The following is a 23,036-nucleotide window of genomic DNA, read 5'->3' on the forward strand; positions in this document are numbered from 1 at the left end:
ATATGCATAACATTTTTGATATGTCTGCATAACATTTTTTTAGAAAATAAACGATCTAAAATAAGATTAAATATTTTAATAGCCTTTTCAAGTTGCACAAATGACGCGTTAGCAGGAGCTCCAATTATAGTCATAATTTTTTGCACACGTCTCAAAAGCATTGATACAATTGGTTTAGATTCTGCAACAACAAAATGAGATTGTAGTTGACGATAAAGACCGCGAAATCTCCGAACTGCGGCATTTTGACGTTTTATTTCTTCTTTAACGCTCTCAATGTTGTGCTGAAGTTCGTGATAACGAGCGATCAAAATACTCAGATCAATACCACATGCAGTGATTATACTCCCCTCGGAGTTGATAGGAAACCGTTTAAAATTACCAGAATCACGCATAACAACAAGCCCTTTATCAAAAAGTCGGGACAGCAATCTGCTTGTATGAACAGCACTACATCCAATCTCTATCCCAATCTGACGATTGCTTTTAAATACAATGGGAATACCCCCTTTATCAAAAGATGAAGCAGGAACAGTATTAAGAAGCACATGCAACAGCTGAGCCTCTGTTGCCTTAATAAGACCGGTTATAGGCAATTGTCGTATAAGAGAAATAAGCTGTCCTCTACTGATGTGACCGATATCGGTATGATCTGCTATTTTTATATATTCAATATGATGTGCACCTATACGTCTGCCAGACGTTTTGTTAACCATAAACATTTTAACCTCTCTGTTAGAGGCAAAAAAATGATAAAAACAACCCATCTCTGCAAAATTTCTCTTGCAGAAAGACGCATAATAAATTAAATGGAAGGAGTTGTTTATTTATTTTGATTTTAATTGGTTCATACAGTTCCATTTAATTCGTTAAATAGGTGTTTTTAGAAACCCTTCTGTCTTAGCAGTTGGGTTTTATTTTTTTGCCATTATATCCTCTTTGTTTTGAATGAATCACTCATTTTTATATTTTTCACGATCCTAACTATATTGAAAAAGTTTTCCTTTTCAATAGACTATTCTAATTTAAATCCTTACCATTCTATTTATCAAATTTTATATCTACCATGAAATGATAGACGCTCGACACACTGGTGAAGAGTGACATTACGTCTTTAAACCTATTGATCCGATGATTTACGGTATTTGGTCTGTTAAAATTTAACATAAAACAAACTTCTGCATTCCTGATGGTTTGCTTATCTTGTTTGGCCAATATAACCGTCAATGAGATAATGGATTTGGATTGATCAAACAAAACCATTACCGGTCACTATGTTAATTTATTTTTGATATGAAATAAAGTTACTATATTTTTTTATTGACGTTTAGGACTCTAAAATAGCAACATGAGTTAAGAGGATCCAGCTGATGGTATTCAAAACCTTATAAAATGACAAAAAGCAGCTCTCTGATAAAACACCCTTCACCATAGTCGTAAAAATCCACCCAAAACAGGAAGGATCATCCTCTTTGGAAAAAACCAATCACGTGATCAATATTAGGTTCAATTTTCCGCATACAAAATGATCCATTCTAATTTTCTCAAAAATTATTGAACACTTACAGAACAAAATACAATATTTAAGTTAGCATATAGTTTATGTAAAACATATTTAATAAATATGATATATATACGTAAACTATATGTTTTACATAAATTTAATATATGTCATATATAAATACAGCATATTTAAAACATAAATAAGGATTTTGGTATATGCCGACAATCGTATTTTGCTCAACAAAAGGCGGCGTTGGAAAATCAACATCAGCACTTGTTCTTTCACAGGTTTTGGCAAAGCATGGATCAAAAGTTAAAATAATAGATACTGATCCCAATCAACCCATTGCTGAAGAATGGTGGCAAAACGCTAGTCCTCATTATCCACCCAATATAGATGTCCAGGGCGGCGTTAATGAAAATACTATTATAGATGTTATAGATGAAGCGGCGAATATGTTTGGCTTTGTTATCGTTGACCTTGAAGGTTCTGCCAATATAACAGCCTCATACGCTATTAGCCGCTCAGATATGGTTATTATTCCTATGACGGGGACAAAACTTGATAGCCGCGAAGCAGCAAAAGTTGTGTCTTTTATAGCACGTGAAGGAAGAGCAAGAAGAAATAACATTCCTTATCGCATTATGTTTTCCAAGTGCTCTGTTATCCAAACTCGTGAAGAAAAAGAAATCCGCAAAGAACTGGTTGAAGCAAAACTGCCGGTTTTAGAACATGGGATCATGAACAAAGCCGCCTTTTCTTCTATCTTCGGCTTTGGTTGCACGCTTTATGATCTCAACAAGGAAGATGTATCAAATGCTGAATCGGCCATAGTAAATGCTGAACAATTCACCGCTGATGTAGTCGAAGCATTAAAGATAGAAGGAATTATGTAATGAAAAAAGAACGTAAATCAACATTTCAAGTCCTAAACGACCTATCTGCGTTAGAACCGACAACAAAAGCTCCTAAACGTGATAAGCATGACATTGATAAAATTGCACAACAAAGCGGTTTTACCACACGTCACGCATCTTTTGAAAGCTCAAAACTATCTCTTTTGACAAAATCTGGTCATATTGATGGTCGATCTAAACGCCGCAGTATGAAAACAAACCGCATAACTTTTTCAATTCGGCCAGATGTTGATGAGGAATTTCGCGCGCTTGCCGAAAAATTAACCCCCCCTGGGCAAAATCTTTTAACCCTTGGTGATGTTTTGCAGTTCTTAATCAATTATTACAACGATTCCCAATAGCCTTTTTGCTCATAAATTATGGAAGTAAGAAAGGAGAACGCCTCTTCAAAGGAAGATATTTTATTCATTTTATATAGTCCAATCTTTTCTTTTTATCCCCTTACCTATAATCATGGACACAACAATATCATGCAAATCGTACCACCCTTATTGTACTAATAATATACGTACATATATTATATGTCATATATATGTAAGACATATGTCTTACATAAGTAAGGATTTTTATATACGCCAACAACAATATTTTACGTAACAAAAGATAATATTGAAAAATAAATATTAGATCTTATTCTTTTAGATTTTGAAAAAATATGTATTAAAAATTATAATTTTTGAGACTTATCAAACCTGGTACAAAATTGGTATCATAAGTCTTTTTTTTATATTATGATCCTTAGTTTATATTAAAAACGATTTATGAGACTAAAATGGCACTATTAGGTTATGCTAGAGTATCCACTAATCAACAAAAGCTAACTCTTCAAATTCTGGAACTCAAAAAAGCTGGAGTGCGTGAAGATCGCATTTTTACGGATATGATGACAGGATCTACAGATAAACGTGAGGGGTTACAGCGTCTCCTTGGACGTGCAGAAAAAGATGACACTATTATCTGTACTAAGATGGATCGTCTTGGCCGTAACACTGCTGATATGATCCACATTATTGATGGATGTCATAAAAAGGGGATTGCACTACGTTTCTTAGAAAATGGTCTTAGCACCGAAGGAACAATGGGGAAAATGGTTATACAGATTTTAGCCGCCGTAGCAGAAGCTGAACGCGCACGTATTTTGGAAAGAACCAATGATGGACGCGCTGCAGCGATTGCTGCAGGGATAAAATTTGGTCGCAAACCTCATCCAAAAACAAAAATAGCACTATCATTGATGGAACAAGGGCTTTCATCCAAAATGATTAAAGAAAAAACAGGGATCTCCCGTGCGACTTATTTTCGGCTCAAACGAAAAATATATGCCAATAAGACGAATATATGCCAATAATTTTTCAGTGTTTTGATTTTTAAGTTTTTTCAATAACAATATGGAGACTCATGCAGGAAGTTTTTGAAGAAAAAATTATCCCAAAACTATATAATAGATACCGACTGCAAAAAATTTCACGCGGAGAGAGTTTTATAAAAAATCTGTATTGCTTGTCTTATAAGAAGCATCTCATATAGCCAAGTAGCATAAAAAGTAAGTTGACTGTGATAAAATTTTCAACTCAAAACTTATCAATCTTAAACATCATAAGGGTGCGAGAATTTAAATGAAGATCACGAGCGCCAAAATAATTTAATAAAAATAATGTGATAAATATCATCCATAACAAATGGAACAACCTTCTAACCCATGAAGATGCTCACGTATCAACAGTCGTTGACAGTAACTGGAAACCCAGAATGATATGATGCACAAAAAGATTCATACACTTAAACCCCGATTAAGAAAGAAGAATCCTGTACTGACACTCTGAAAATAAACGCTCATTGAATTCCATGAGCATTCGACATGTTTCTTTCTCTTTATACCCTCGATTTAGACTAAGTGATATAATCAGATTTTACTTTGTTTTCTTTACACAAATCTTGTGTGTGCTTCCTCATCAATGATAATCCATCAAGGAAACATATAGCATCAACAACCAGATTAAGAATACAATATGAAGGCTCTATGATGTGTTTTTATTTTTCAAATCCATGTAAAAATATACTTAATTTATGAGTAAGGTTTATCACAAATTTTCAAATGGATTATAAGATCCATTATCACGTCGCCACTTTAAAGGTTGAGTAAAGTCACTCGACCAAAGACCAACCTTATTTTTACGCGCTGTTTCTTCAGCACTCAGATACTGTATTGGGATAGGGTTTTCACTATCTTTTGATACCACCAACATGCCTTCAGCAAGACCTGCTTCAGCTAAATCAACACCCTGAACAAAACATTGTGCATAATTAATACCATTTTTGACAATAGCTTGCTTACACGATAACTTCTTACCAAGTATTTTGGTGACCAACCAAGCTGTTGTAACCGCCCCACACGGCCATTCTTGATCATTTAATTTTGCTTTTTGACGCGGTGCACATGTATCCACACCATATAAGTGAATATGACGAACAATATGCGTACGCCAAGGTTCTGCAACAGGAGTTATCAATTTAAACGTTACACCACTGGTCACAGATGCCATTCCGTTAAAAACAACTGCATTGTTAAATAAAGAATTATTCTGCACATCTAAAGAAGATTGATCTTTTGCCCATTGCTGTTTTTCGATGATTTTAAATAGTTTTTCTTTCTCTAAATTCATATCAAGAATTTCTTGTATATTAAACAGCTTTAAAGCGCTTAAATCAATTTTCCCTTTATATTGGCTTATTCCCCATAATACAGAACCAATAATATAAAAAATAACAACCAGCTTAAATCGTACACGTTTTATAGATTCGATAAAAAAATTCATTATTTTTCATCCATTCAAATTTTTAACAGCATCCTTATCCTTTCAAAGGGATTAAGAAAATTTGTTGCAAATTAACAACACTCCATAAAGCTAAAAACAATTTTTATACTTTTAATATTGTCATTTTGGCAAAAAAACACACTTTATGGTAGTTTTATAATATGATACAACTAATATGATACATTAAAAGTTTTTATCTAGTTGGTAAATGATTTTGAAAAAAGAAAGTCCAGTGCCAAAGGTTGTTTATACAATAAGACAGTCTTTAGAGAGTTATGAGACTAGATATTTGAAACAGCAGGAGTTTTATTTTTTTGAGTCAAAAAGCTACCAACATATATTCTTTTTAAAGAGAGGAAAAATGACAGACAATACATCGAAGAATATCGGTTTTATCGTTATTACACTCCTTTTAACAGCACTCATTGCGTCAAATCCTGCTTACGCGGCTACGGCTGGGAGTCTGGGGAATGTTGATAATGTTTTAGAAAATATTGTTGATATGCTGACAGGAACCACAGCAAAACTCATGGCTATTATCTGTGTTGCTGCTGTTGGAATTGGCTGGATGTATGGATTTATCGACTTACGTAAAACAGCGTATTGTATCCTTGGTATTGGTATTGTTTTTGGTGCCCCAAACCTCGTTGGAAAATTAATGGGATCATCATAAATGAATGAAGATACCCTTTTTCTTGCATGCACAAGACCAGCAATGTTTGCTGGTGTCACAATGGAAGCAATGGCACTCAATATCATGGCAACATCCATTCTCTTTATCTTGACCAGTGGTTTTACCATGATTGGTCTTGGCGTTGGAGTACACTTCATTTTGCGTGAAATTACAAAACATGATCACAACCAATTTCGCGTATTACTTGCGTGGCTCAACACGCGCGGAAAACAAAAAAATATCAGCAGATGGGGAGGGGGATCGACATCTCCGTTACGGCTTATCCGTACTTATAAGGAACTAAATTATTGAAACAGATGTCAATTAAAAAACGGGAATCTTTACCTGAAGACTATATTCCCTACATACGCTACGTCAATAAACACATCATAGCACTGAATTCACGTTGCTTAATGAGCGTTATTGCCGTGGAAGGTGTAAATTTTGACACTGCAGATACCGATCAATTAAATTCCTTACATGACCAATTAAACATTTTATTGAAAAACATTGCCGACGAACGCGTTGCTTTGTATTCACATATTATTCGTCGACGCGAAACACTTTATCCAGAGAGTAAATTTTCTTCAGCTTTTGCAGAAACATTAGATGAAAAGTATAAAAAGAAGATGGTTTCGCAAGATATGTACAGAAATGATCTTTTCATTTCTCTGATCTGGAATCCATCGGCAGATAAGGCAGAGCAACTCAGTTCATTTTTTCAGCGATTAACAAAAGCGAAAAAAACCCAATCTGAGCCAGATGCCGAAGCGATTGATAAATTAGAAGCATTAAGCCAAGATCTAATAAATGGTTTAGAGAGCTATCAAGCGCGTCTTTTATCAATTTATGAACATGATGGGATCTTATTTGCTGAGCAAAGTGAGTTTTTACACCAATTGGTTGGAGGAAGGTGTGAGCGCGTTCCTCTTACCCATGGCACTATTGCATCAACAATTTATTCAGACAGAGTTATTTTTGGCAAAGAAATTATCGAAATTCGCCATGAAAGCAATGAACGCTTTGTTGGCATATTTGGATGGAAAGAATATCCCTCTAAAACACGCCCTGGTATGACAGATGGTTTGTTGACACTCCCATTCGAATTTATCTTAACACAATCTTTTGTCTTTAAAAGTAAAGCGGCCGCAAGTGCCATTATGGGTCGTAAACAAAATCAAATGATCAGCTCAGCAGATCGTGCGAGCTCACAAATTGATGAACTTGACGATGCGCTTGATGATTTAGAGTCAAATCGTTTTGTTTTAGGAGAACATCACCTTTCTTTAGCAGTTTTTTCCGATCGTCCAAAAACATTAACAGAATACCTATCAAAAGCACGCTCCTGTTTAACCAATGGTGGAGCAGTTATCGCCAGAGAAGATCTAGGCTTAGAAGCTGCATGGTGGGCTCAACTTCCTGGAAATTTTAGCTATCGTGCCCGCTCTGGAGCCATTACAAGCAGAAATTTTGCAGCTTTATCACCATTTCATTCATTTCCGACTGGTAAATTTGAAGGCAATATTTGGGGATCTGCTGTTGCGTTGCTTACAACCCAGGCGGGTTCACCTTATTACTTTAATTTTCATTATGGTGATCTTGGGAACACCTTTATTTGCGGTCCATCAGGATCGGGGAAAACGGTGATTGTCAACTTTCTTCTGGCTCAATTACAAAAACATAATCCAACTATGGTCTTTTTCGACAAAGACCAAGGTGCAGAGATTTTCGTGCGAGCTGGGGGTGGAGAATATAAATCTTTGAAAAACGGCCAACCGACCGGAATTGCTCCATTAAAGGGTATGGAATATACGGAAAAAAACAAAGTTTTTCTTAGAAACTGGGTCTTAAAGCTCGTCACATCTGACGAACACATAGTAACAGAACAAGAAAAGCAAGACATAGCTAGAGCGATCGACTTTTTAGAAAGTCTGCCCCGTGCACAGCGTTCTCTTGGCGCTCTTCAACTCTTTTTTGACAACACCTCACAAGAAGGAATTGCCATCCATCTACAACGTTGGATCAAAGGCAATGCTTTAGGCTGGGTTTTTGATAATGAGCAAGATGATCTCAGTTTAAATTCACAATTCATAGGGTATGACATAACCGATTTCTTAGACAATGAAGAAATTCGGCGTCCTTTAATGATGTATTTGTTTAATCGCATTCTTGATCTTATAGATGGTCGTCGCATTGTGATCATCATTGATGAATTTTGGAAAGCACTTGAGGATGATTCATTTAAATCTTTTACGCAAGATCGTTTAAAGACAATCCGTAAACAAAATGGCATGATGCTTTTTGCCACCCAAAGCCCCAAAGATGCTTTGAATTCAACAATTGCACATACAATTATTGAACAATGTCCTACGCAAATATTTTTTCCCAATCAAAAAGCAAATTACAGCGATTATGTTGAAAATTTTAAACTCACTGAGCGTGAATTTGAATTAATTCAGTCAGAATTAAGCAGAGAGTCTCGTCGTTTTCTTATCAAACAAGGACAAAGTTCTGTTGTTGCAGAACTCAATTTACGCGGAATGAACGATGAAATTTCCGTTTTAAGCGGCACAACTAAAAATATCGAGCTCGTCCACCAAATTATCAATGAATATGGGAAAAATCCTGATACGTGGTTACCAATATTTTATAAAAGGAGAGAAACCCAATGAGAAAATATTATTTAGCTATTCTGATGGCTCTGTTTTTTGTCTCTCATGCAACATCACAAGATGCAACATCACCAGGTGAGAGCTTAGATGTTGATGAATATTATAAAAGAGCATTAGAAGGCACAAAAGAATTAGAAGATATAAAATCAGAAGCAGCTGAAACAATTTATGAAACGACCATTGAAAACGCAAAAAAAATTAAAGAAATAGAAAATAAGCTTAATTCTGCGAAAAAACCAGAAGAAATTTCAGCTATTCAAGTGTCATTATCTCTGCTTCAAGCAAAGCTCCAAGCAGATATTGTAAGACTTCAGTCCTTATCCATGCTTCACGCCAAACACATTCAAACGAAAGAAGAAATACGTGAAAAGGAGCAACAAAAAATGCATAAAGAAATTGAAAAAAAGTTCAAAGAAAAGCTTGAGCAATCTAAAGGAAAAATTGATTAATCTATGACAGATTTTGGTTTTTCTCCATTTGAAAGTATTTCTGAATATATTTTAGCTCCATTAGACAGCGTTGTTGATTCAACGGTTAACGGTTTATCGTCTGCTATTGCAGCACCGCTTAATCTTGCAGCAATCATTTTTATATTCCTGTATGGATATAATGTCATGACTGGCCGCACAGCTCTTTCAATGCATAGTCTTATGAACAATGTCGTTAAAATTGTTGTCGTGACAACCATGGCCACAAATGCCGATACATTTAATATTTATGTTAAAAATATTTTCTTTGGAGATTTAGCTCAAGCTATCGGTAATGCTCTCAACAGCAATCCTGCTGACTCGAATGTTTTTGATTATGTTTTGTTAAAATCGAGTACTCGCTATCAAGAGGTTTTAGCAAATGCTTGGTTCCTCGAAAAAATCATTGTTGGACTTCTTGGCTCTATAATGATTTTAGCAGTTATTGTTTTTTGCATTGCTGGTTTTGTTGTTCAGATGTTTGCAAAGGTTGCGCTTGTCATGATTATAGGCCTTGGTCCGCTTTTCATCAGCTTATTTTTGTTCAATGCAACTCGAAAGTTCACCGATGCATGGATTACAACCCTAGCTAATTTTACAATTTTACAAGTTTTGGTGATGATGCTTGGAACGATTATGTGCAAAATTATTCTATATGTTCTCAATGGCACATATGATTCAATTTATTACCTTTTTCCACCTGTGGTTGTGACTTCTATCGTAGGGAGCATCATTTTCCGCACACTTCCAGGAATTGCCTCTGCACTTGCCAACGGTGGGCCATATTTCCACGCTGCCACCTCTTCAGGAGAACAGATTTTTGCAATGATGACAGGGGGTCTTAGAGCTGGAGGAAACGCTACAAGAAATGTAACCTCAAGACTTTCTGACGCTGCATTAAAAGCAGCAAAAACTGGAACGAAAAGTCGTGGTCGATTTTAATGCACAACACTCATTCAGAAATGACCATATTTTATGTCTTTTGCAAAGCAAATTTCTAAGGGCGCTTATCATGCATGCGATGTGTGAAACATTTTATCTGGTTCTATTTAATAGAAATGTTTCATCACAAACTTATGTAAAATTATTCAGGACAAAAACACCAATGCGTTGTTTTTTTTTAAAAAAATTGTGAGTTAAAAAATGAAATTTAAAATAACTATTATTTTGACTCTTGCGCTATCCCTTTCTGGCTGTGCTTTTCTTAATGGTTCGAATGATAGCTCAAAAAAGCTACCAAAATGTAACGGTAAATATACCCGTGCTTTAAATAAAGATAAGTGGGATTGGGCGAATACAAACAGCAATTTACAAGAAATTATCATCAAGCCAGCTGTCACACCGGTCATTATTAGCATGCTGATAGGCGAAGAACAGCAAGGAAATGGAACATTTAACGTCGCTTCACTAAACTCCATCGATCATGAAATGCTCTCTTACAACAATTGTGGGAGTCGCACGTGAAGAATAATGGATTTGATGAATATATAAAAGAAGCTCGATCATTCGATATTGATCGCATGTATGGTATGCGGATTCGGATGAAAATTTCCATGATTTTAACAGTTCTTTTTGGATTAATGACGATTGCTTTAGCCTTAGCTGTGTCAGCATTAGTGCCATTAAAAACTGTAGAACCATTTGTTATTCGCGTTGATAATTCAACAGGAATTGTAGATGTTGTGAGTGCACTAAAAGATACTCCTCAAAACTATGATGAAGCCATAACACGCTATTTTGCAAGCCAATATGTTCGTGCGCGCGAAAGTTTTCAATTATCAGAAGCAAAAAACAATTTTCGCATTGTCTCTCTTCTCTCTGCACCAGAAGAGCAAAACCGTTTTGCGAAATGGTATTCTGGTAATAATCCAGAAAGCCCACAAAACGTTTATCAAAATATGACTGTCGCAGTCACAATAAAATCAATCTCTTTTTTAAGCAAAAATCTTATCCAAGTTCGTTATTATAAAACAATAAGAGATTTTAGTGGCAAAGAAAATATTTTTCATGAAGTGGCAATTTTAGATTTTTTCTACGTTAATGCACGGATTTCAGCAGATGACCGATTAATCAATCCACTTGGTTTCCAGGTGTCAGAATATAGGTCTGATCCAGAGGTCGTAAAATGATCAGATTTTTAAGAATAATCCTTTTATCCTTCATTGTCGTTACAAGCTATCGCATAGATCTGTTATTTGCGGAAACATTACCTACCAGTGCACGCAAAGATAATCGTATAAGATTTGTCAATTATGACCCATATAATGTTACAAAAGTCATTGGATCTATTCGTTCTTCGGTTCAAATTGAGTTTGCCGATGATGAAGAAGTCACCCATGTTGGAATTGGTAATTCTGTTGCTTGGCAGGTTGCGCCAGCTGGCCATTACGTTTTTTTAAAGCCGCGCGAAATTCAGCCTATAACCAATTTGCAAATTATCACAAGTCGCCAAGATGGAAAAAAAAGATCTTATCAATTTGAATTAGAAGTGCGTGAAGGTGATGTTTCAGCTGGAAATGAAACGTATTTTCTTGTAAAGTTTCGTTACCCAGAAGATGAAGCTTTGCGTAAGAGACAAGCTGAAGCAGCAAAAGCTGAACAGCGCGAAGAAAATTTTGTCAATGATGTTTTAAATATCCATGAAGATTTTGGCCCTCGCAATTGGGCTTATGAGGCTCAAGGTTCAGCCGTAATCGAACCAATCTCTGTTTATGACAACGGAAAAACAACAACATTTACATTTTTGGGAAATACCGAAATCCCAGCAATTTATCTTGTATCACTTGATGGACAAGAATCTCTTGTTCCAAAATCTGTTAAAGGAAATCAGGTTATTGTTCATGCAATAGCCGCACAATTTACTTTACGCCGTGGGAATGAAGTATTGTGCATCTTCAATAGAAGGTACATGCCTGCAGGGATTAATCCTGAAACTGGAACGACATCACCATCTGTACAACGTAAAGTGAATATAGGAAACAATCATGAGTAACGAAGTTGATGGAAGTAATATTGATGATCGCAATATATTAGATGATCGCGATATCATAAAGGACGGTCACATAAAAAGAGAACGTTCTAATGTCAGTAAAACAGCTGCAGTTCTTGTTCTTTTGGGTGTTTGCGGTTATTTAGTATTTTTAACGATTTCGACGGACAAAAAGAAATCCGTTGAACTTCCCAAAGAAGGGGTCATTAAGCAAACAGAATTGTTTTACCCTACCACACACCATTCTCCTGCATCCCCTGACGTTGATGAATCAAAACAAGTTCCTTTGCCTAAGATTGAGTTGCCGACACCGAAAAAAACAAATCATCAAAAATTTGATAATTCACTCTTAGAAGCAGCTCAGCGTTCTCCTGTTTTGGCCTATTCCAGTAAAAATAAAGAACAAGAACATGTAAAAAATAATGATGTTTCGTTAAGCGAAATAGACAATAAGATTGATACAGAAACTCAACATTTTAATAATATTCTCAAGCCGACAAATTCTCAAGGTGTTCATGCTTCAACGCTTGGAAATCGAAACTATATCATCGCGATGGGAGCCTCGATTCCATGTATATTAGAAACAGCGATCAACAGTGACCAACTTGGATTTGTGAGTTGTATCGTTGCCAGAGATATTTTATCCGATAACGGCCGTGTTGTCTTGCTTGATAAAGGGACACAAATCGTTGGAGAATACCGTTCTGGATTAAAAAAAGGTCAAAATCGTCTTTTTATTTTATGGAATAGAGCAAAAACACCCAATGGCGTTATTATAACATTAGCATCACCAGCCACAGATTTTTTAGGACGTTCTGGTGTCAATGGATATGTTGATAATCATTGGTTGGAACGAATTGGATCTGCGCTTCTTGTATCCATTGTAAGAGATGCGACACGCTATGTTAACGATCGTTTTGTAAGCAACCAAGAGGCCAAAAATTCTGACACAATTTCTTCTGGTCAAAATATCGCGAATGTTATTGCTGAAAGTTATACCAATATCCCTCCTACATTGATCAAAAATCAGGGTGAAATGATCAATGTTTTTGTCGCCAGAGATTTAGATTTTTCCAATGTCTATAAATTAAAAGTAATCGACAACAAGAAGCATATTTTAAATCGCGCTATGTCAGGAAACTTTTATAAAAATTCCGCGGTAACTTTAAAATGAGTGAAAATTTGCAAAATGTCTGCGATGAAACCGTCGCTGTTGTTTTAACAAAACTGAAACCAATCAGTGACTTTTTAAAAGATAAAAATCTTTTTGAAATTGTCATCAATCGTCCTTATCAAATGATGATTGAAGGTGTTAATGGATGGCAAACCATAGATGCCCCAGCTTTATCATTTAATGAGCTCATGGGGATTGCTAAAGTTGTCGCGTCTTATTCTAAACAAAATATATCTGATAAAAATCCCATATTATCGGCTACTTTACCAGGACACGAACGTATTCAAATTGTCATTCCTCCGGCTGTAGAAAAAGACACAATCAGTATGACAATTCGTAAGCCATCATCACAAAATTTTTCACTTGAAGACTTATCAAATGAAGACCTCTTTTCAGTGTGTGAACAGGTATCATTTACACCACTGAGTGAGTACCAATCTCGCTTAGATGAACTTAAAATTACCGAATATGATTTAGTAACAGCTTATTGTAACAGGGATTTTCTCTCTTTTTTAAATCAAGCTGTCAAAATGCAAAAAAATATTCTAATTTCAGGAAAAACGGGATCTGGAAAGACAACTTTATCAAAAGCATTAATTGCTAAAATTCCGGTTGATGAGCGGATTATCACCATTGAAGATACGCCAGAATTGATTGTGCCACAACCAAACCATGTTTCTATGATATACTCAAAAGATGGTCATGGTTTAGCCTCTGTTGGCCCAAAAGAATTGCTTGAAGCAGCTTTACGAATGCGTCCTGATCGCATTCTTTTACAAGAACTTCGAGATGGTACAGCGTTTTATTATATCCGCAATGTTAATTCAGGACACCCTGGTTCTATTACAACAGTTCATGCATCAACAGCTCTTGCAGCATTCGAGCAAATGACCCTTTTAGTTAAAGAAAGTGAAGGTGGAAGCGCTTTAGAACGCAATGATATTCGTTGTTTGTTGATTTCAATGATTGATATCATTGTTCAATGCAAACGAATTGACAGAAAATTTAAGGTTACAGAAATTTATTATGATCCCTTCAAGCAACAAAATATTTTTGAAAATCATTAAAATTGAGCTCTTTAAAACGAATATCCTCACTATCTGGAAAGGAAAAATACGTGACCAATCATAAACAAGACAATCTTTTATCGCTCACACCAGAAAAACTACAAAAACGCCGCAAAGCAGTTGATGCTCTTATCAGAACTTACGCACTTAATGGGATCACACTTCAACCAAAGACGCTTGAAATCTTAGAAGGATATGCGAAAGGGAATTGCTCACTAGAAGAATTCAATACTCTGATGGATCATGCTGTCTTGTAAAACCATTGCATCACAAAGCTATAAGAACCACTTGTAACACTCAAATAACTGGAAAATTTAAATCATCCAATTATACCTTTTTAAAATAAAAATATAAATAAAATATCGCAGATAAATAATAAAATCACCCAATAAACGGATTTCAATATATCCTTTTTATCCCCCAAATACAGCAAGAAGCTTTAAACTGTCCGATGATTTTTAAAGGGGGGGGAGCCAGTGCTTGTCTTCATTAAGTTTAAAGCAAATACAAAGCATCCAACAGCAACCAATACACTCTTTCACAAACTCTTGCATATCCACGATGTCATCCATGTTTCTCTTATAATGATTGTAAACATATTCATTGGATGATCTCCATGATAAGCAACACCATCACAAAAAGATAGATGCAAGAGAATTTATATATTTAAAATAGATTTTAGAAAGCTGCAACATTGCCAGATAAATAAAACCATAATGGTTTCTATAGTATGTCAAAGAAGCATTCTTTAAACAAAAAAGAAAGCAAAAACATTCAAGATTCATCAATAAAAAACAAAAAACTTTACATATTTTTTATTGTTGTTCTTAATTTAAAAGAAACATAATGTAAAAAAAATTAATAACTTATTCTATACGCGTAGTTTATTATCTTAAGTGCCCTATATAATAGGGAAATAGATGAGTTTACGTTTTTTCATCATCTTAGACTATAAAATACAGATATACTGATAGATAATCAGCAATAGGCAGGAGCGCATATGCTGCACCTGTCGGGGTCATACTTGATCCAAAAGTGCAATAAGAATAGGCGGAGGGGATATATTGTTCATTGGAGTTAACACTCTTAAGAAGGATTATACCCATGAAACGAGCAAAAAAAACACCAACCACTTCTTCAGATAATTATTTATATCCCAATACAACAACATTGAAAAATAAACATGGTATAATCAATAAAAAAGCATTTAATCAAAGGTGTGCCCTAGATTCAGAAATAGCACTCTCTGATATACGTCAAGAACCTTTGCCAGATAAATTTGACACTGACTATCTCATGCATCTTCATTACAGTTTATTTTATAGAACTTTTGAATGGGCTGGGATAACTCGCGACATACCCTTTACATTCACAGATGGCACCACGGCCGCCATGCCAAGAGTAAAAAAAAAGGAATCGGATTTTCTTTTTGCAAATGGTCCAGAAATCAAAAATGGTTTAAGGGATCTTGATCAATCACTTGCCGATTGGAATTATTTGCAAAACTTATCACGGGAAGATTTTGCCAATACTGCAGCGCAAATGTTTGGTCATCTTAATCAAGTACATCCCTTTAGAGAGGGAAACGGACGAACCCAACGGTTATTTTTTGAAAGGCTTGCACAATCTGTTGGCCATAGTCTTGACTTTTCTCTTGTAACACAAGAGCGTATGAATACAGCTTGTAATATAGCAAGGCAATATGGTGATCCAAGATACTTGCAATGGATGTTTGAGGATATTTCTAATCCAGACAAAACAACTATTTTAAAAGAATTCATAGACTTCAAGACAGAAGCTGGAAAAAAAGTGCTTAAAAAAAGTCTCGTTGTCGTCGCAGAAGAAGGTGCTTCTTATACAGGCGTTTATGAACATGTTTCACCCAATGGTTTTGTCATAAATGTGGATGGTACTTATGTTGTCTGTTCACTAGATCACCTGACGCCAGAACAGCTTAAGACTTTTAAAATCGGGGATGAAATTCATTTTACGACTCCCAGAGAACAAGATATCAGCTCAGTTCTTATCCCCAAAGAAGAGTTAAGACCTTTAACGAAAAGTGAAATTTGCGAACAAGTTGTAAACAATGTTCATGTTCAAAACGCTAAAAGAAACGTTGAGAATTTCTCAGGGATTGTTTATGGCAACGCGCAAATACTGAACCAAAGAATGGACATGATTAATGAAAACCCAAGATCGACTGAGCAGCTTGCGCATCAAATTATGCAATCTCCTCAGTCTGTTGGTAAGCTTCAGGGTAGAAAATTCTGTTTTTTAAAAAATACAGAGCGCACGCGTGCTGAAGAACATGTTCAACACCTTGGTCATGCTATTGAAGCATATATAGATGCTGTCAAACATGCGCGTAATGAAATCTTGACAACACACAAACAAGAACAAATACGCTGTGGACAAGAGATCTTAATGCCAAGTCAAACATTGCTAAATTCCCTTGAAATGTCAGCAAGAATGCAATTGGAAACTTTAGAGTCTTCCTCCAGATTACAAAGAGAACTCCAGATTTTAACAGTTCAAATGAAAAAGCGTTTCTCCCCAGAAGACAACAAGGCGATCAATGAAAAGGATTTCAAAAAACTTGCGAAAAGTCTTGGGACATCCATAAAAAAAGCAGAAAAAATTGCCCTATGTTTTGATAGTGCTCTAAAAGCACAGCGCAATTTAGACTGCAGCCCTTTATATGCCAAAGTTATGAAGAAACCTCATCAGCAAAAAGCGCCAAAAGCAATGGCTCTTGCAAGCTAAAAAATATAAATTTTACTGGCATCTTTATTTAAAGTTCATGGATATGAAGTATTATAAATTACTTTATCCATGAAAAGGGTATTTCTAATTATATTTATATTTTAAAAAAATAGTTTATAAAATTCATTTATGCTTTAGAACATATGGTTTATCAATTTTAGTGCCCTATATAATATGTATAAAATGAGGTAAGTAAGTAATGGAGCTTATAAAACTACCGTAATTTACTTAACTTACATTTTAAATGCTCATTCGTGAGCTAGTGAGTCAGTTCTATAAAGGTAACAAAACTATGAGATACTGTCTTTATAAAAGAATAAGTAATCATTAAACAAACGCCTAAAGAAGCTTATTTAAAAAAGAAGAGTTCATAAAAAACCTAATCCGGTTGGGGGTTTGTTTTGCGCTTTTAAATATACAAATCCGAAACATCCATTCCCAAGATGTTGTGTTCGTATTTATACGATCTAGGAGGATTAATATTGATTAACAACTCTCAAAATCTCAGGAGGATATGCGAGGGGTAATTATTCATAAGACAATTTAACACTCTTATGAACAACTGTATCTTAGTAAGGAAATACCCATGGCACAGACAGCTAGAGCAGAAAATTATGTTTACCCAAATGGGGTGCTGAAAAATAAATACGATATACAAGATCAGCAGGCTTTAAACGAGAAAATTCGTAACGAAACATCAAGGGCAATGCTTACGATCTTAGAAGAACCTACTCCACAACAGTTTGACTCAGAATATCTACAATATATTAATTACCATTTGTATAAAAATATTTATGATTGGGCGGGAAGAACTCGAAATGTTCCTATTACATTTCAAGATGGCACCATTGCTTCTATGCCAATACTGCCACCAACAGAATCGGGAGTTCATTTTGCCAGAGGCCCCAGAATCCAAAGCGGCTTACAGCAGTTAAATCAAATGCTTGCTGAAAAAAATAACTTAAAAGGTTTATCGCGAGAAGATTTTATTGTTGAAGCAGCAAATATTTTCAATCACATCAACAAATTGCACCCCTTCAGATCAGGAAATGGACACACACAACGGCTGTTTTTAACAAAGCTCGCCGAATCTGCAGGCTATGATATTGATTTTTCACTTGTAACACAAGTGCGCATGGAAATTGCCTGCAATTTAGCAGCAAAATTTGACGATCTCAAGCCTATGAGAAAAATGTTAGATGATATCTCTCATCCTCAAAAAATGGAGGCTCTAAGTGAGTTTCTCAATAAAATGATCGCTATGAAAGGTAATGGTGTTAATAATGATCTTGTTTTAGCTGCGGATGAGGGCGTTACTTATTCAGGGACCTATCAAGGTCACGGAGTGGATAGTTTTGCGATTCAAAATGGCGATACCTATATTGTTGGATTAGCAGAGGCGCTTTCACCGGAACAACGGAAAACATTAAAGATTGGAGAAAAATTTACCTTTACAGTTCCAAAAGCTAAAGATCTTGAAAAAACTCTTATTCCAGCAGAAAACTTAGCTCCTTTGGTGAAAGATGATCTTGTGAAAATGATTTCAGAAGATCCTCGTGTGCAAAGAACTCGGCAAGAAGTCGTAGAACTTGCAAAGAAGACTTTTACCAACTACAAAATATTGAATGATTATATGGATCTTGTTAAGAAAATTCCTTCTGCTGGTTATGACCTTGCAGAACGATTAAGATCTGATCCTGAAAGGGTTACCCGGCTTGCAGGTTTTTCTGTCTTTGGTCTTAAAAGTCCTGCACGTAAACATGCTGAAGGGCTTTTGCCATCCGTTATTTCTGCAATGGAACAATATACCGATGCTGTACAAAATGTTGAGACAGAAATTGTTGAAGGTCATTATGCAGAACAAGTTCGCCGTGGACAAGCGATAGAAAGACCAAATAAAGTATTAGAAAAGCTGCTTTTTGTTTCTTCAGAAACGCGCACAGAGACATTAAGAGAATCTGATAGTCTGAAAAAAGAGCTTTTTGATTATATGAAAAAAATCAATCAGCGCCTCTCAAGAGATGAGCAGAGAGCTATTGAGGATAAAAATTATGGCCAACTCGCCTATAGCCTAGGCGTATCTTTTAATAAAGCCCAAGAAATTGCAAACATTGTGGGAAAAGCCCAAGAAACGATTAATGAAAACCAATTTCACCACATAATCCATCGCCATAGAACACAGTCCTTGCCTAATATAGCCATCAACGGGTAAAAATGCAAAATTTTGCATCTTCATTTTAGCGTTCATGGGTATGGGTTTCCCACTCTTTTACCCATGAATAATTATTATTGATGCCATTTTACTAATTTAGAAGGTTCATTGAAACACACACCGATAAACGGAAAGCAAAAATAGAATGAAATATACAAAACTGCAGTTGGTGATTATTTTAGCGCCAATTGCTCTTGGCTCTTTAATAATATTTTTTGTTCCTCATTTACTATTGTTTTTGATAGATGAAACAAATAGACGCCATGCTTATTGGTATCTTCGCTCAGAGCCATTGGTAACATTAGTAATGATGGTTTTGGTATCATTTATTTATACCACATTGCAAAAACTCTATCTACGCAAAGCAATAACAATTGTTTCAGCTCTATTTTTTAGTCTTGTCGCACTTTATTATGTTGGCTATGAAATTAAACGGTTAAGCCCCTATGTCAACCAAAATGGGATAACTTGGAGCTATGCACTAAAGTTCATGGATCGTATGGTTGTGTTTGGTGTAATCGCTGGTATTGCTCTTTTAGTCACACAAATAATAGCAATCTCTCCACGCAAAAGTAACGTGAAACGTTCAAAAAAAGGAATTTTTGGTAATGCATCATGGATGAGTTTAAGTGATGCTGCAAAAATTTTTCCAGCAAATGGTCAAATTGTTGTTGGTGAAAGATACCGCGTTGATCAAGATAATGTGCATAATATTCCGTTTTCACCAAGTAATAAGATAACATGGGGAAAGGGCGGAACTACACCTTTGCTAACTTTTAATCTTGATTTTGGTTCGACCCATATGATGTTTTTTGCTGGTTCTGGTGGATATAAAACAACCAGTACAGTGATACCAACATGTTTGACATATCCAGGATCCATTATTTGCCTTGACCCTTCAACAGAAGTGGCTCCAATGGTCAAGTTTGCACGTAAAGCAATGGATAACAGAAATGTTATTGTTCTCGATCCAAATTCATTATTAACAAAAAAATTTAATGTGCTCGATTGGCTTTTAGACGATAAAGTTCCACGTGCACAACGTGAAGCAAATATTGTCAGTTTTTCAAAACTGCTTCTTACAGATAAAAAATTAGATCATTCTTCATCAGAATATTTCTCGACACAGGCACATAATCTTTTAACTGCCCTTCTTGCACATGTCATATTTTCTGATGAATATAAGGACAATGAACGTAATTTAAAAACATTGCGCAAAATCCTTTCTCAATCAGAAACAGCTGTTGTTGATCAATTACGCACTATTTCAGAAACATCACCTTCACCTTTTGTTCGGGAAATGGTTGGTATTTTTACAGAGATGGCAGAACAAACTTTTTCAGGAGTTTATACAACTGCAGCCAAAGATACCCAGTGGCTTTCTTTATCTAATTATGCTGATCTTGTGTGCGGAAATGATTTTACATCTTCTGATATCGCAAAAGGCAATATAGATGTTTTTCTCAACCTGCCTGCAAGCATTTTAAACAGTTATCCAGGAATTGGGCGTGTCATTATTGGAGCGTTTTTAAATGCAATGGTTATGGCTGATGGAAACTATAAAAAACGTGTCTTGTTTGTCTTAGATGAGGTAGATCTACTTGGTTATATGAATATTTTAGAAGAAGCACGCGATCGTGGACGTAAATACGGTATATCCTTAATGTTATTTTATCAGTCTTCTGGTCAGTTGGTTAATCATTTTGGAGAATCTGGAGCGCGATCATGGTTTGAAAGCTGTTCATTTGTCAGCTATGCCGCTATTAAAGATCTAAACACAGCTAAAGAAATTTCAGAACGATGTGGTCAAATGACCGTTGAAGTGACAGGTCTTAATAAAGCAAGGGGATTGTCTTTTGCAAGAGGTTCTCAAAATATCAATTATCAACAAAGAGCACTGATTTTACCTCACGAGATTATTCAAGATATGCGCCAAGATGAGCAGATTATCCTTATGCAAGGTCAGCGACCGTTGCGATGCGGACGAGCTATTTATTTCAGAAGAAAAGAAATGTTATTATCTGTTGGGCAAAACCGTTTTGCTCCAAAAACAAATGATAAAACCTGAAAAAATACCCCTTATAGGTCATTTGATACCAAAATTATGAATGTATGGATGAAGGTTTTCATTTTCATAAATAAGATATAGTGGGCTGTAAAACTATTTTTAAAAGAATAGATCATAAACCCAACTGATCATTTTCTGTTTCTAATATGATAGAATCTATAAAAAATATTGTAAAGCATGTGAATCTTCCATGCCGCTTTTAAGAAAAAACATTTTATCACAAAATACTCAAACTTTCAGAAAAAAATATAAGATGTATTGTTCTTTAATACCCTTGTAAAATTCTAAATTATAGAGAAATTTTCTATGAAAAAAGCAAAAAAAATATTTTTACCCCCCCAGACTGATCCTTCAAGCCATTATACCTACCAAAACAGCAATACATTAAAAAATAAATATGGAATAACGGATCTTAAAATTTTTGATGAAAGATGTTCGCAGGATTCAGAACAAGCCGCTATTAAGTTGAGCAAAGAGCCTTTGCCAAAACAGTTTGATTCCAACTATTTAAAATATATTCATTATAATTTATTTCATAAAATTTTTGAGTGGGCTGGCATTACACGTGATATTCCTTTTACATTCGCAGATGGCACAACAGCTTTTATGCCTACAATGAAAAAAACAAGTACAGACTTTGGTTTTTCAACCAGTGATCAAATTCAAGACAGCCTAAAACAATTAGACAAAACGCTTCTTGAAAAAAATAACTTAAAAGGTTTATCGCGAGAAGACTTTGTTTCTGAAGCAACAGAACTGTTTTCCTTTCTAAATTATATACATCCCTTTAGAGAAGGAAACGGACGTGCCCAACGACTGTTTTTTGAAAGACTTGCAAAAGCTGCTGGCCATAAACTTAACTTTTCTCTTGTGACAAAAGAACGCATAGCATTTTCTAGTATTATAGCGGTGAGAGATGGTGACTTAACTCATATAAAACAGATGCTTGAAGATATTTCTAATCCAGAAAAAGTTGCTGGTCTAAAAGAAGCTATGAATCGCATGAAAAATAAAGAAATCTCCGATGTTTCTTATTGTCTTTTTTCAACAACAAACGAAACTATACCCTATACAGATAACGATCGAGATCTTGACTCAGATAGCTTTAAAATTGAGATGAGAAAAACCAGCTTAGCTCATCAGGTTCATCAACCAAAACCAACACAAGATAAGACATTAAGTTTCAATGAAAAACTTGCTTTTGTAGATACTCAAGATTTAAAAGAAACTTACATACCAAAAGCAGAACCGGCTTCTTTGACAAAAAGTGAAATTTTAAAAAAGATTTCACAAGACCCCTTTATTCAAGCAAACAAAGAAGAAGTAGAACGTTTATTATACATTGTTTATGGTAATGCGCATATATTAAGAGAAAAAATGACATTGATAAATGAAAACCCTCCCTTAGGAAAACAAATTGCTGAACAGATTGCACAATCTCCTCAGTCTGTTAGTAAGCTTGCAGGTTATAATTTATGTGGCATAAAAACTTCTATGCGAAGACATGCTAGAGACAATATCTTATTACTCAGCAATGCGCTTGAAAATTATGCCAATGCTGTACAAAACATTCAGAGAAAAATTATTGATTATCATTACATAGAACAACAACGCCACAAACAAACGATAGAATCCAAAAAACAAATACGAAAAAATTTTTTAGATTATTCCAATGTTTTATTAAAAGAATTCAATAATTTATAAATGAATTAAG

The 23,036-nt window shown here is 35.2% G+C and carries 20 protein-coding genes; 18 read left to right on the forward strand and 2 right to left on the reverse strand.

Going from position 1 to position 23,036, the window contains the following annotated elements:
* A partial coding sequence (locus WCP78_RS06115; protein WP_336279625.1) for a helix-turn-helix domain-containing protein occupies positions 1 to 716 on the reverse strand: 716 nt, incomplete at its 3' end.
* A 1,003-nt stretch (positions 717 to 1,719) separates the two neighbouring features.
* Between WCP78_RS06115 and WCP78_RS06120 the strand changes: the two genes are divergently transcribed.
* The 3 genes from WCP78_RS06120 (at position 1,720) to WCP78_RS06130 (ending at position 3,769) form a co-directional block, all read left to right on the forward strand.
* Positions 1,720 to 2,400, forward strand: a complete 681-nt coding sequence (locus WCP78_RS06120; protein WP_336279626.1) for a ParA family protein — start codon at positions 1,720 to 1,722, stop codon at positions 2,398 to 2,400.
* Positions 2,400 to 2,762 (forward strand): hypothetical protein, encoded by a 363-nt coding sequence (locus WCP78_RS06125; RefSeq protein ID WP_336279627.1) that lies wholly within the window; start codon positions 2,400 to 2,402, stop codon positions 2,760 to 2,762. The genes WCP78_RS06120 and WCP78_RS06125 overlap by 1 nt, the downstream gene beginning before the upstream one ends.
* 431 nt (positions 2,763 to 3,193) lie before the next feature.
* Positions 3,194 to 3,769, forward strand: coding sequence for a recombinase family protein (locus WCP78_RS06130; protein ID WP_336279628.1), 576 nt, complete (start codon positions 3,194 to 3,196; stop codon positions 3,767 to 3,769).
* Between the two features lie 733 nt (positions 3,770 to 4,502).
* Here WCP78_RS06130 and WCP78_RS06135 read toward each other — a convergent pair.
* Complete coding sequence (locus WCP78_RS06135; RefSeq protein ID WP_336279629.1) at positions 4,503 to 5,237, reverse strand: thermonuclease family protein; 735 nt, start codon at positions 5,235 to 5,237, stop codon at positions 4,503 to 4,505.
* Positions 5,238 to 5,598: 361 nt separating this feature from the next.
* Between WCP78_RS06135 and WCP78_RS06140 the strand changes: the two genes are divergently transcribed.
* The 15 genes from WCP78_RS06140 to WCP78_RS06210 all read left to right on the forward strand — a co-directional run bounded on the left by WCP78_RS06140 (position 5,599) and on the right by WCP78_RS06210 (position 23,026).
* Positions 5,599 to 5,910: a TrbC/VirB2 family protein gene (locus tag WCP78_RS06140; RefSeq protein ID WP_336279630.1), complete on the forward strand. Its 312-nt coding sequence runs from the start codon at positions 5,599 to 5,601 to the stop codon at positions 5,908 to 5,910.
* The gene (locus tag WCP78_RS06145) at positions 5,911 to 6,222 is read left to right on the forward strand and encodes a VirB3 family type IV secretion system protein (protein ID WP_336279631.1); all 312 of its coding nucleotides are present in this window, start codon (positions 5,911 to 5,913) and stop codon (positions 6,220 to 6,222) included.
* Positions 6,223 to 6,227: 5 nt separating this feature from the next.
* Positions 6,228 to 8,582, forward strand: coding sequence for a VirB4 family type IV secretion/conjugal transfer ATPase (locus tag WCP78_RS06150; protein WP_336279644.1), 2,355 nt, complete (start codon positions 6,228 to 6,230; stop codon positions 8,580 to 8,582).
* Entirely contained in the window at positions 8,579 to 9,031 is a 453-nt protein-coding gene (locus tag WCP78_RS06155) for a type IV secretion system protein (RefSeq protein WP_336279632.1), read from the forward strand. The genes WCP78_RS06150 and WCP78_RS06155 overlap by 4 nt, the downstream gene beginning before the upstream one ends.
* A gap of 3 nt (positions 9,032 to 9,034) precedes the next feature.
* A complete protein-coding gene (locus tag WCP78_RS06160) occupies positions 9,035 to 9,991 on the forward strand; it encodes a TrbL/VirB6 family protein (RefSeq protein WP_336279633.1) in 957 nt (318 codons plus the stop codon).
* 201 nt (positions 9,992 to 10,192) lie between these two features.
* Entirely contained in the window at positions 10,193 to 10,513 is a 321-nt protein-coding gene (locus tag WCP78_RS06165; RefSeq protein WP_336279634.1) for a type IV secretion system protein VirB7, read from the forward strand.
* Positions 10,510 to 11,178, forward strand: a complete 669-nt coding sequence (locus WCP78_RS06170; protein ID WP_336279635.1) for a VirB8 family type IV secretion system protein — start codon at positions 10,510 to 10,512, stop codon at positions 11,176 to 11,178. The genes WCP78_RS06165 and WCP78_RS06170 overlap by 4 nt, the downstream gene beginning before the upstream one ends.
* The gene (gene virB9 / locus WCP78_RS06175; RefSeq protein WP_336279636.1) at positions 11,175 to 12,041 is read left to right on the forward strand and encodes a P-type conjugative transfer protein VirB9; all 867 of its coding nucleotides are present in this window, start codon (positions 11,175 to 11,177) and stop codon (positions 12,039 to 12,041) included. The genes WCP78_RS06170 and virB9 overlap by 4 nt, the downstream gene beginning before the upstream one ends.
* Positions 12,034 to 13,212 carry a type IV secretion system protein VirB10 gene (virB10, locus tag WCP78_RS06180; RefSeq protein WP_336279637.1) on the forward strand — a complete coding sequence of 393 codons (1,179 nt, stop codon included), beginning with the start codon at positions 12,034 to 12,036 and terminating at the stop codon, positions 13,210 to 13,212. The genes virB9 and virB10 overlap by 8 nt, the downstream gene beginning before the upstream one ends.
* Positions 13,209 to 14,279, forward strand: a complete 1,071-nt coding sequence (virB11, locus tag WCP78_RS06185; RefSeq protein ID WP_336279638.1) for a P-type DNA transfer ATPase VirB11 — start codon at positions 13,209 to 13,211, stop codon at positions 14,277 to 14,279. Before virB10 ends, virB11 begins: the two co-directional genes overlap by 4 nt.
* A gap of 50 nt (positions 14,280 to 14,329) precedes the next feature.
* Positions 14,330 to 14,536, forward strand: a complete 207-nt coding sequence (locus tag WCP78_RS06190; protein WP_336279639.1) for an antitoxin VbhA family protein — start codon at positions 14,330 to 14,332, stop codon at positions 14,534 to 14,536.
* An 847-nt stretch (positions 14,537 to 15,383) separates the two neighbouring features.
* Positions 15,384 to 17,042 (forward strand): BID domain-containing T4SS effector, encoded by a 1,659-nt coding sequence (locus WCP78_RS06195; RefSeq protein ID WP_336279640.1) that lies wholly within the window; start codon positions 15,384 to 15,386, stop codon positions 17,040 to 17,042.
* A gap of 586 nt (positions 17,043 to 17,628) precedes the next feature.
* Positions 17,629 to 19,254 carry a BID domain-containing T4SS effector gene (locus tag WCP78_RS06200; RefSeq protein ID WP_336279641.1) on the forward strand — a complete coding sequence of 542 codons (1,626 nt, stop codon included), beginning with the start codon at positions 17,629 to 17,631 and terminating at the stop codon, positions 19,252 to 19,254.
* 145 nt (positions 19,255 to 19,399) lie between these two features.
* A complete protein-coding gene (traG, locus tag WCP78_RS06205; protein ID WP_336279642.1) occupies positions 19,400 to 21,322 on the forward strand; it encodes a Ti-type conjugative transfer system protein TraG in 1,923 nt (640 codons plus the stop codon).
* A 306-nt stretch (positions 21,323 to 21,628) separates the two neighbouring features.
* Positions 21,629 to 23,026 (forward strand): BID domain-containing T4SS effector, encoded by a 1,398-nt coding sequence (locus WCP78_RS06210; protein WP_336279643.1) that lies wholly within the window; start codon positions 21,629 to 21,631, stop codon positions 23,024 to 23,026.
* Positions 23,027 to 23,036 lie beyond the last annotated feature (10 nt).

It is taken from the genome of Bartonella occidentalis (genome assembly GCF_037070875.1).
In the GTDB taxonomy this organism is placed as follows: Bacteria; Pseudomonadota; Alphaproteobacteria; order Rhizobiales; family Rhizobiaceae; genus Bartonella.

Coding starts and splice junctions, on each gene's coding strand:
- WCP78_RS06120 (WP_336279626.1), top strand. CDS start 1,720: ATGCCGACAATCGTATTTTGCTCAACAAAAGGCGGCGTTGGAAAATCA.
- WCP78_RS06125 (WP_336279627.1), top strand. CDS start 2,400: ATGAAAAAAGAACGTAAATCAACATTTCAAGTCCTAAACGACCTATCT.
- WCP78_RS06130 (WP_336279628.1), top strand. CDS start 3,194: ATGGCACTATTAGGTTATGCTAGAGTATCCACTAATCAACAAAAGCTA.
- WCP78_RS06135 (WP_336279629.1), bottom strand. CDS start 5,237: ATGAATTTTTTTATCGAATCTATAAAACGTGTACGATTTAAGCTGGTT.
- WCP78_RS06140 (WP_336279630.1), top strand. CDS start 5,599: ATGACAGACAATACATCGAAGAATATCGGTTTTATCGTTATTACACTC.
- WCP78_RS06145 (WP_336279631.1), top strand. CDS start 5,911: ATGAATGAAGATACCCTTTTTCTTGCATGCACAAGACCAGCAATGTTT.
- WCP78_RS06150 (WP_336279644.1), top strand. CDS start 6,228: ATGTCAATTAAAAAACGGGAATCTTTACCTGAAGACTATATTCCCTAC.
- WCP78_RS06155 (WP_336279632.1), top strand. CDS start 8,579: ATGAGAAAATATTATTTAGCTATTCTGATGGCTCTGTTTTTTGTCTCT.
- WCP78_RS06160 (WP_336279633.1), top strand. CDS start 9,035: ATGACAGATTTTGGTTTTTCTCCATTTGAAAGTATTTCTGAATATATT.
- WCP78_RS06165 (WP_336279634.1), top strand. CDS start 10,193: ATGAAATTTAAAATAACTATTATTTTGACTCTTGCGCTATCCCTTTCT.
- virB9 (WP_336279636.1), top strand. CDS start 11,175: ATGATCAGATTTTTAAGAATAATCCTTTTATCCTTCATTGTCGTTACA.
- virB10 (WP_336279637.1), top strand. CDS start 12,034: ATGAGTAACGAAGTTGATGGAAGTAATATTGATGATCGCAATATATTA.
- virB11 (WP_336279638.1), top strand. CDS start 13,209: ATGAGTGAAAATTTGCAAAATGTCTGCGATGAAACCGTCGCTGTTGTT.
- WCP78_RS06195 (WP_336279640.1), top strand. CDS start 15,384: ATGAAACGAGCAAAAAAAACACCAACCACTTCTTCAGATAATTATTTA.
- WCP78_RS06200 (WP_336279641.1), top strand. CDS start 17,629: ATGGCACAGACAGCTAGAGCAGAAAATTATGTTTACCCAAATGGGGTG.
- traG (WP_336279642.1), top strand. CDS start 19,400: ATGAAATATACAAAACTGCAGTTGGTGATTATTTTAGCGCCAATTGCT.
- WCP78_RS06210 (WP_336279643.1), top strand. CDS start 21,629: ATGAAAAAAGCAAAAAAAATATTTTTACCCCCCCAGACTGATCCTTCA.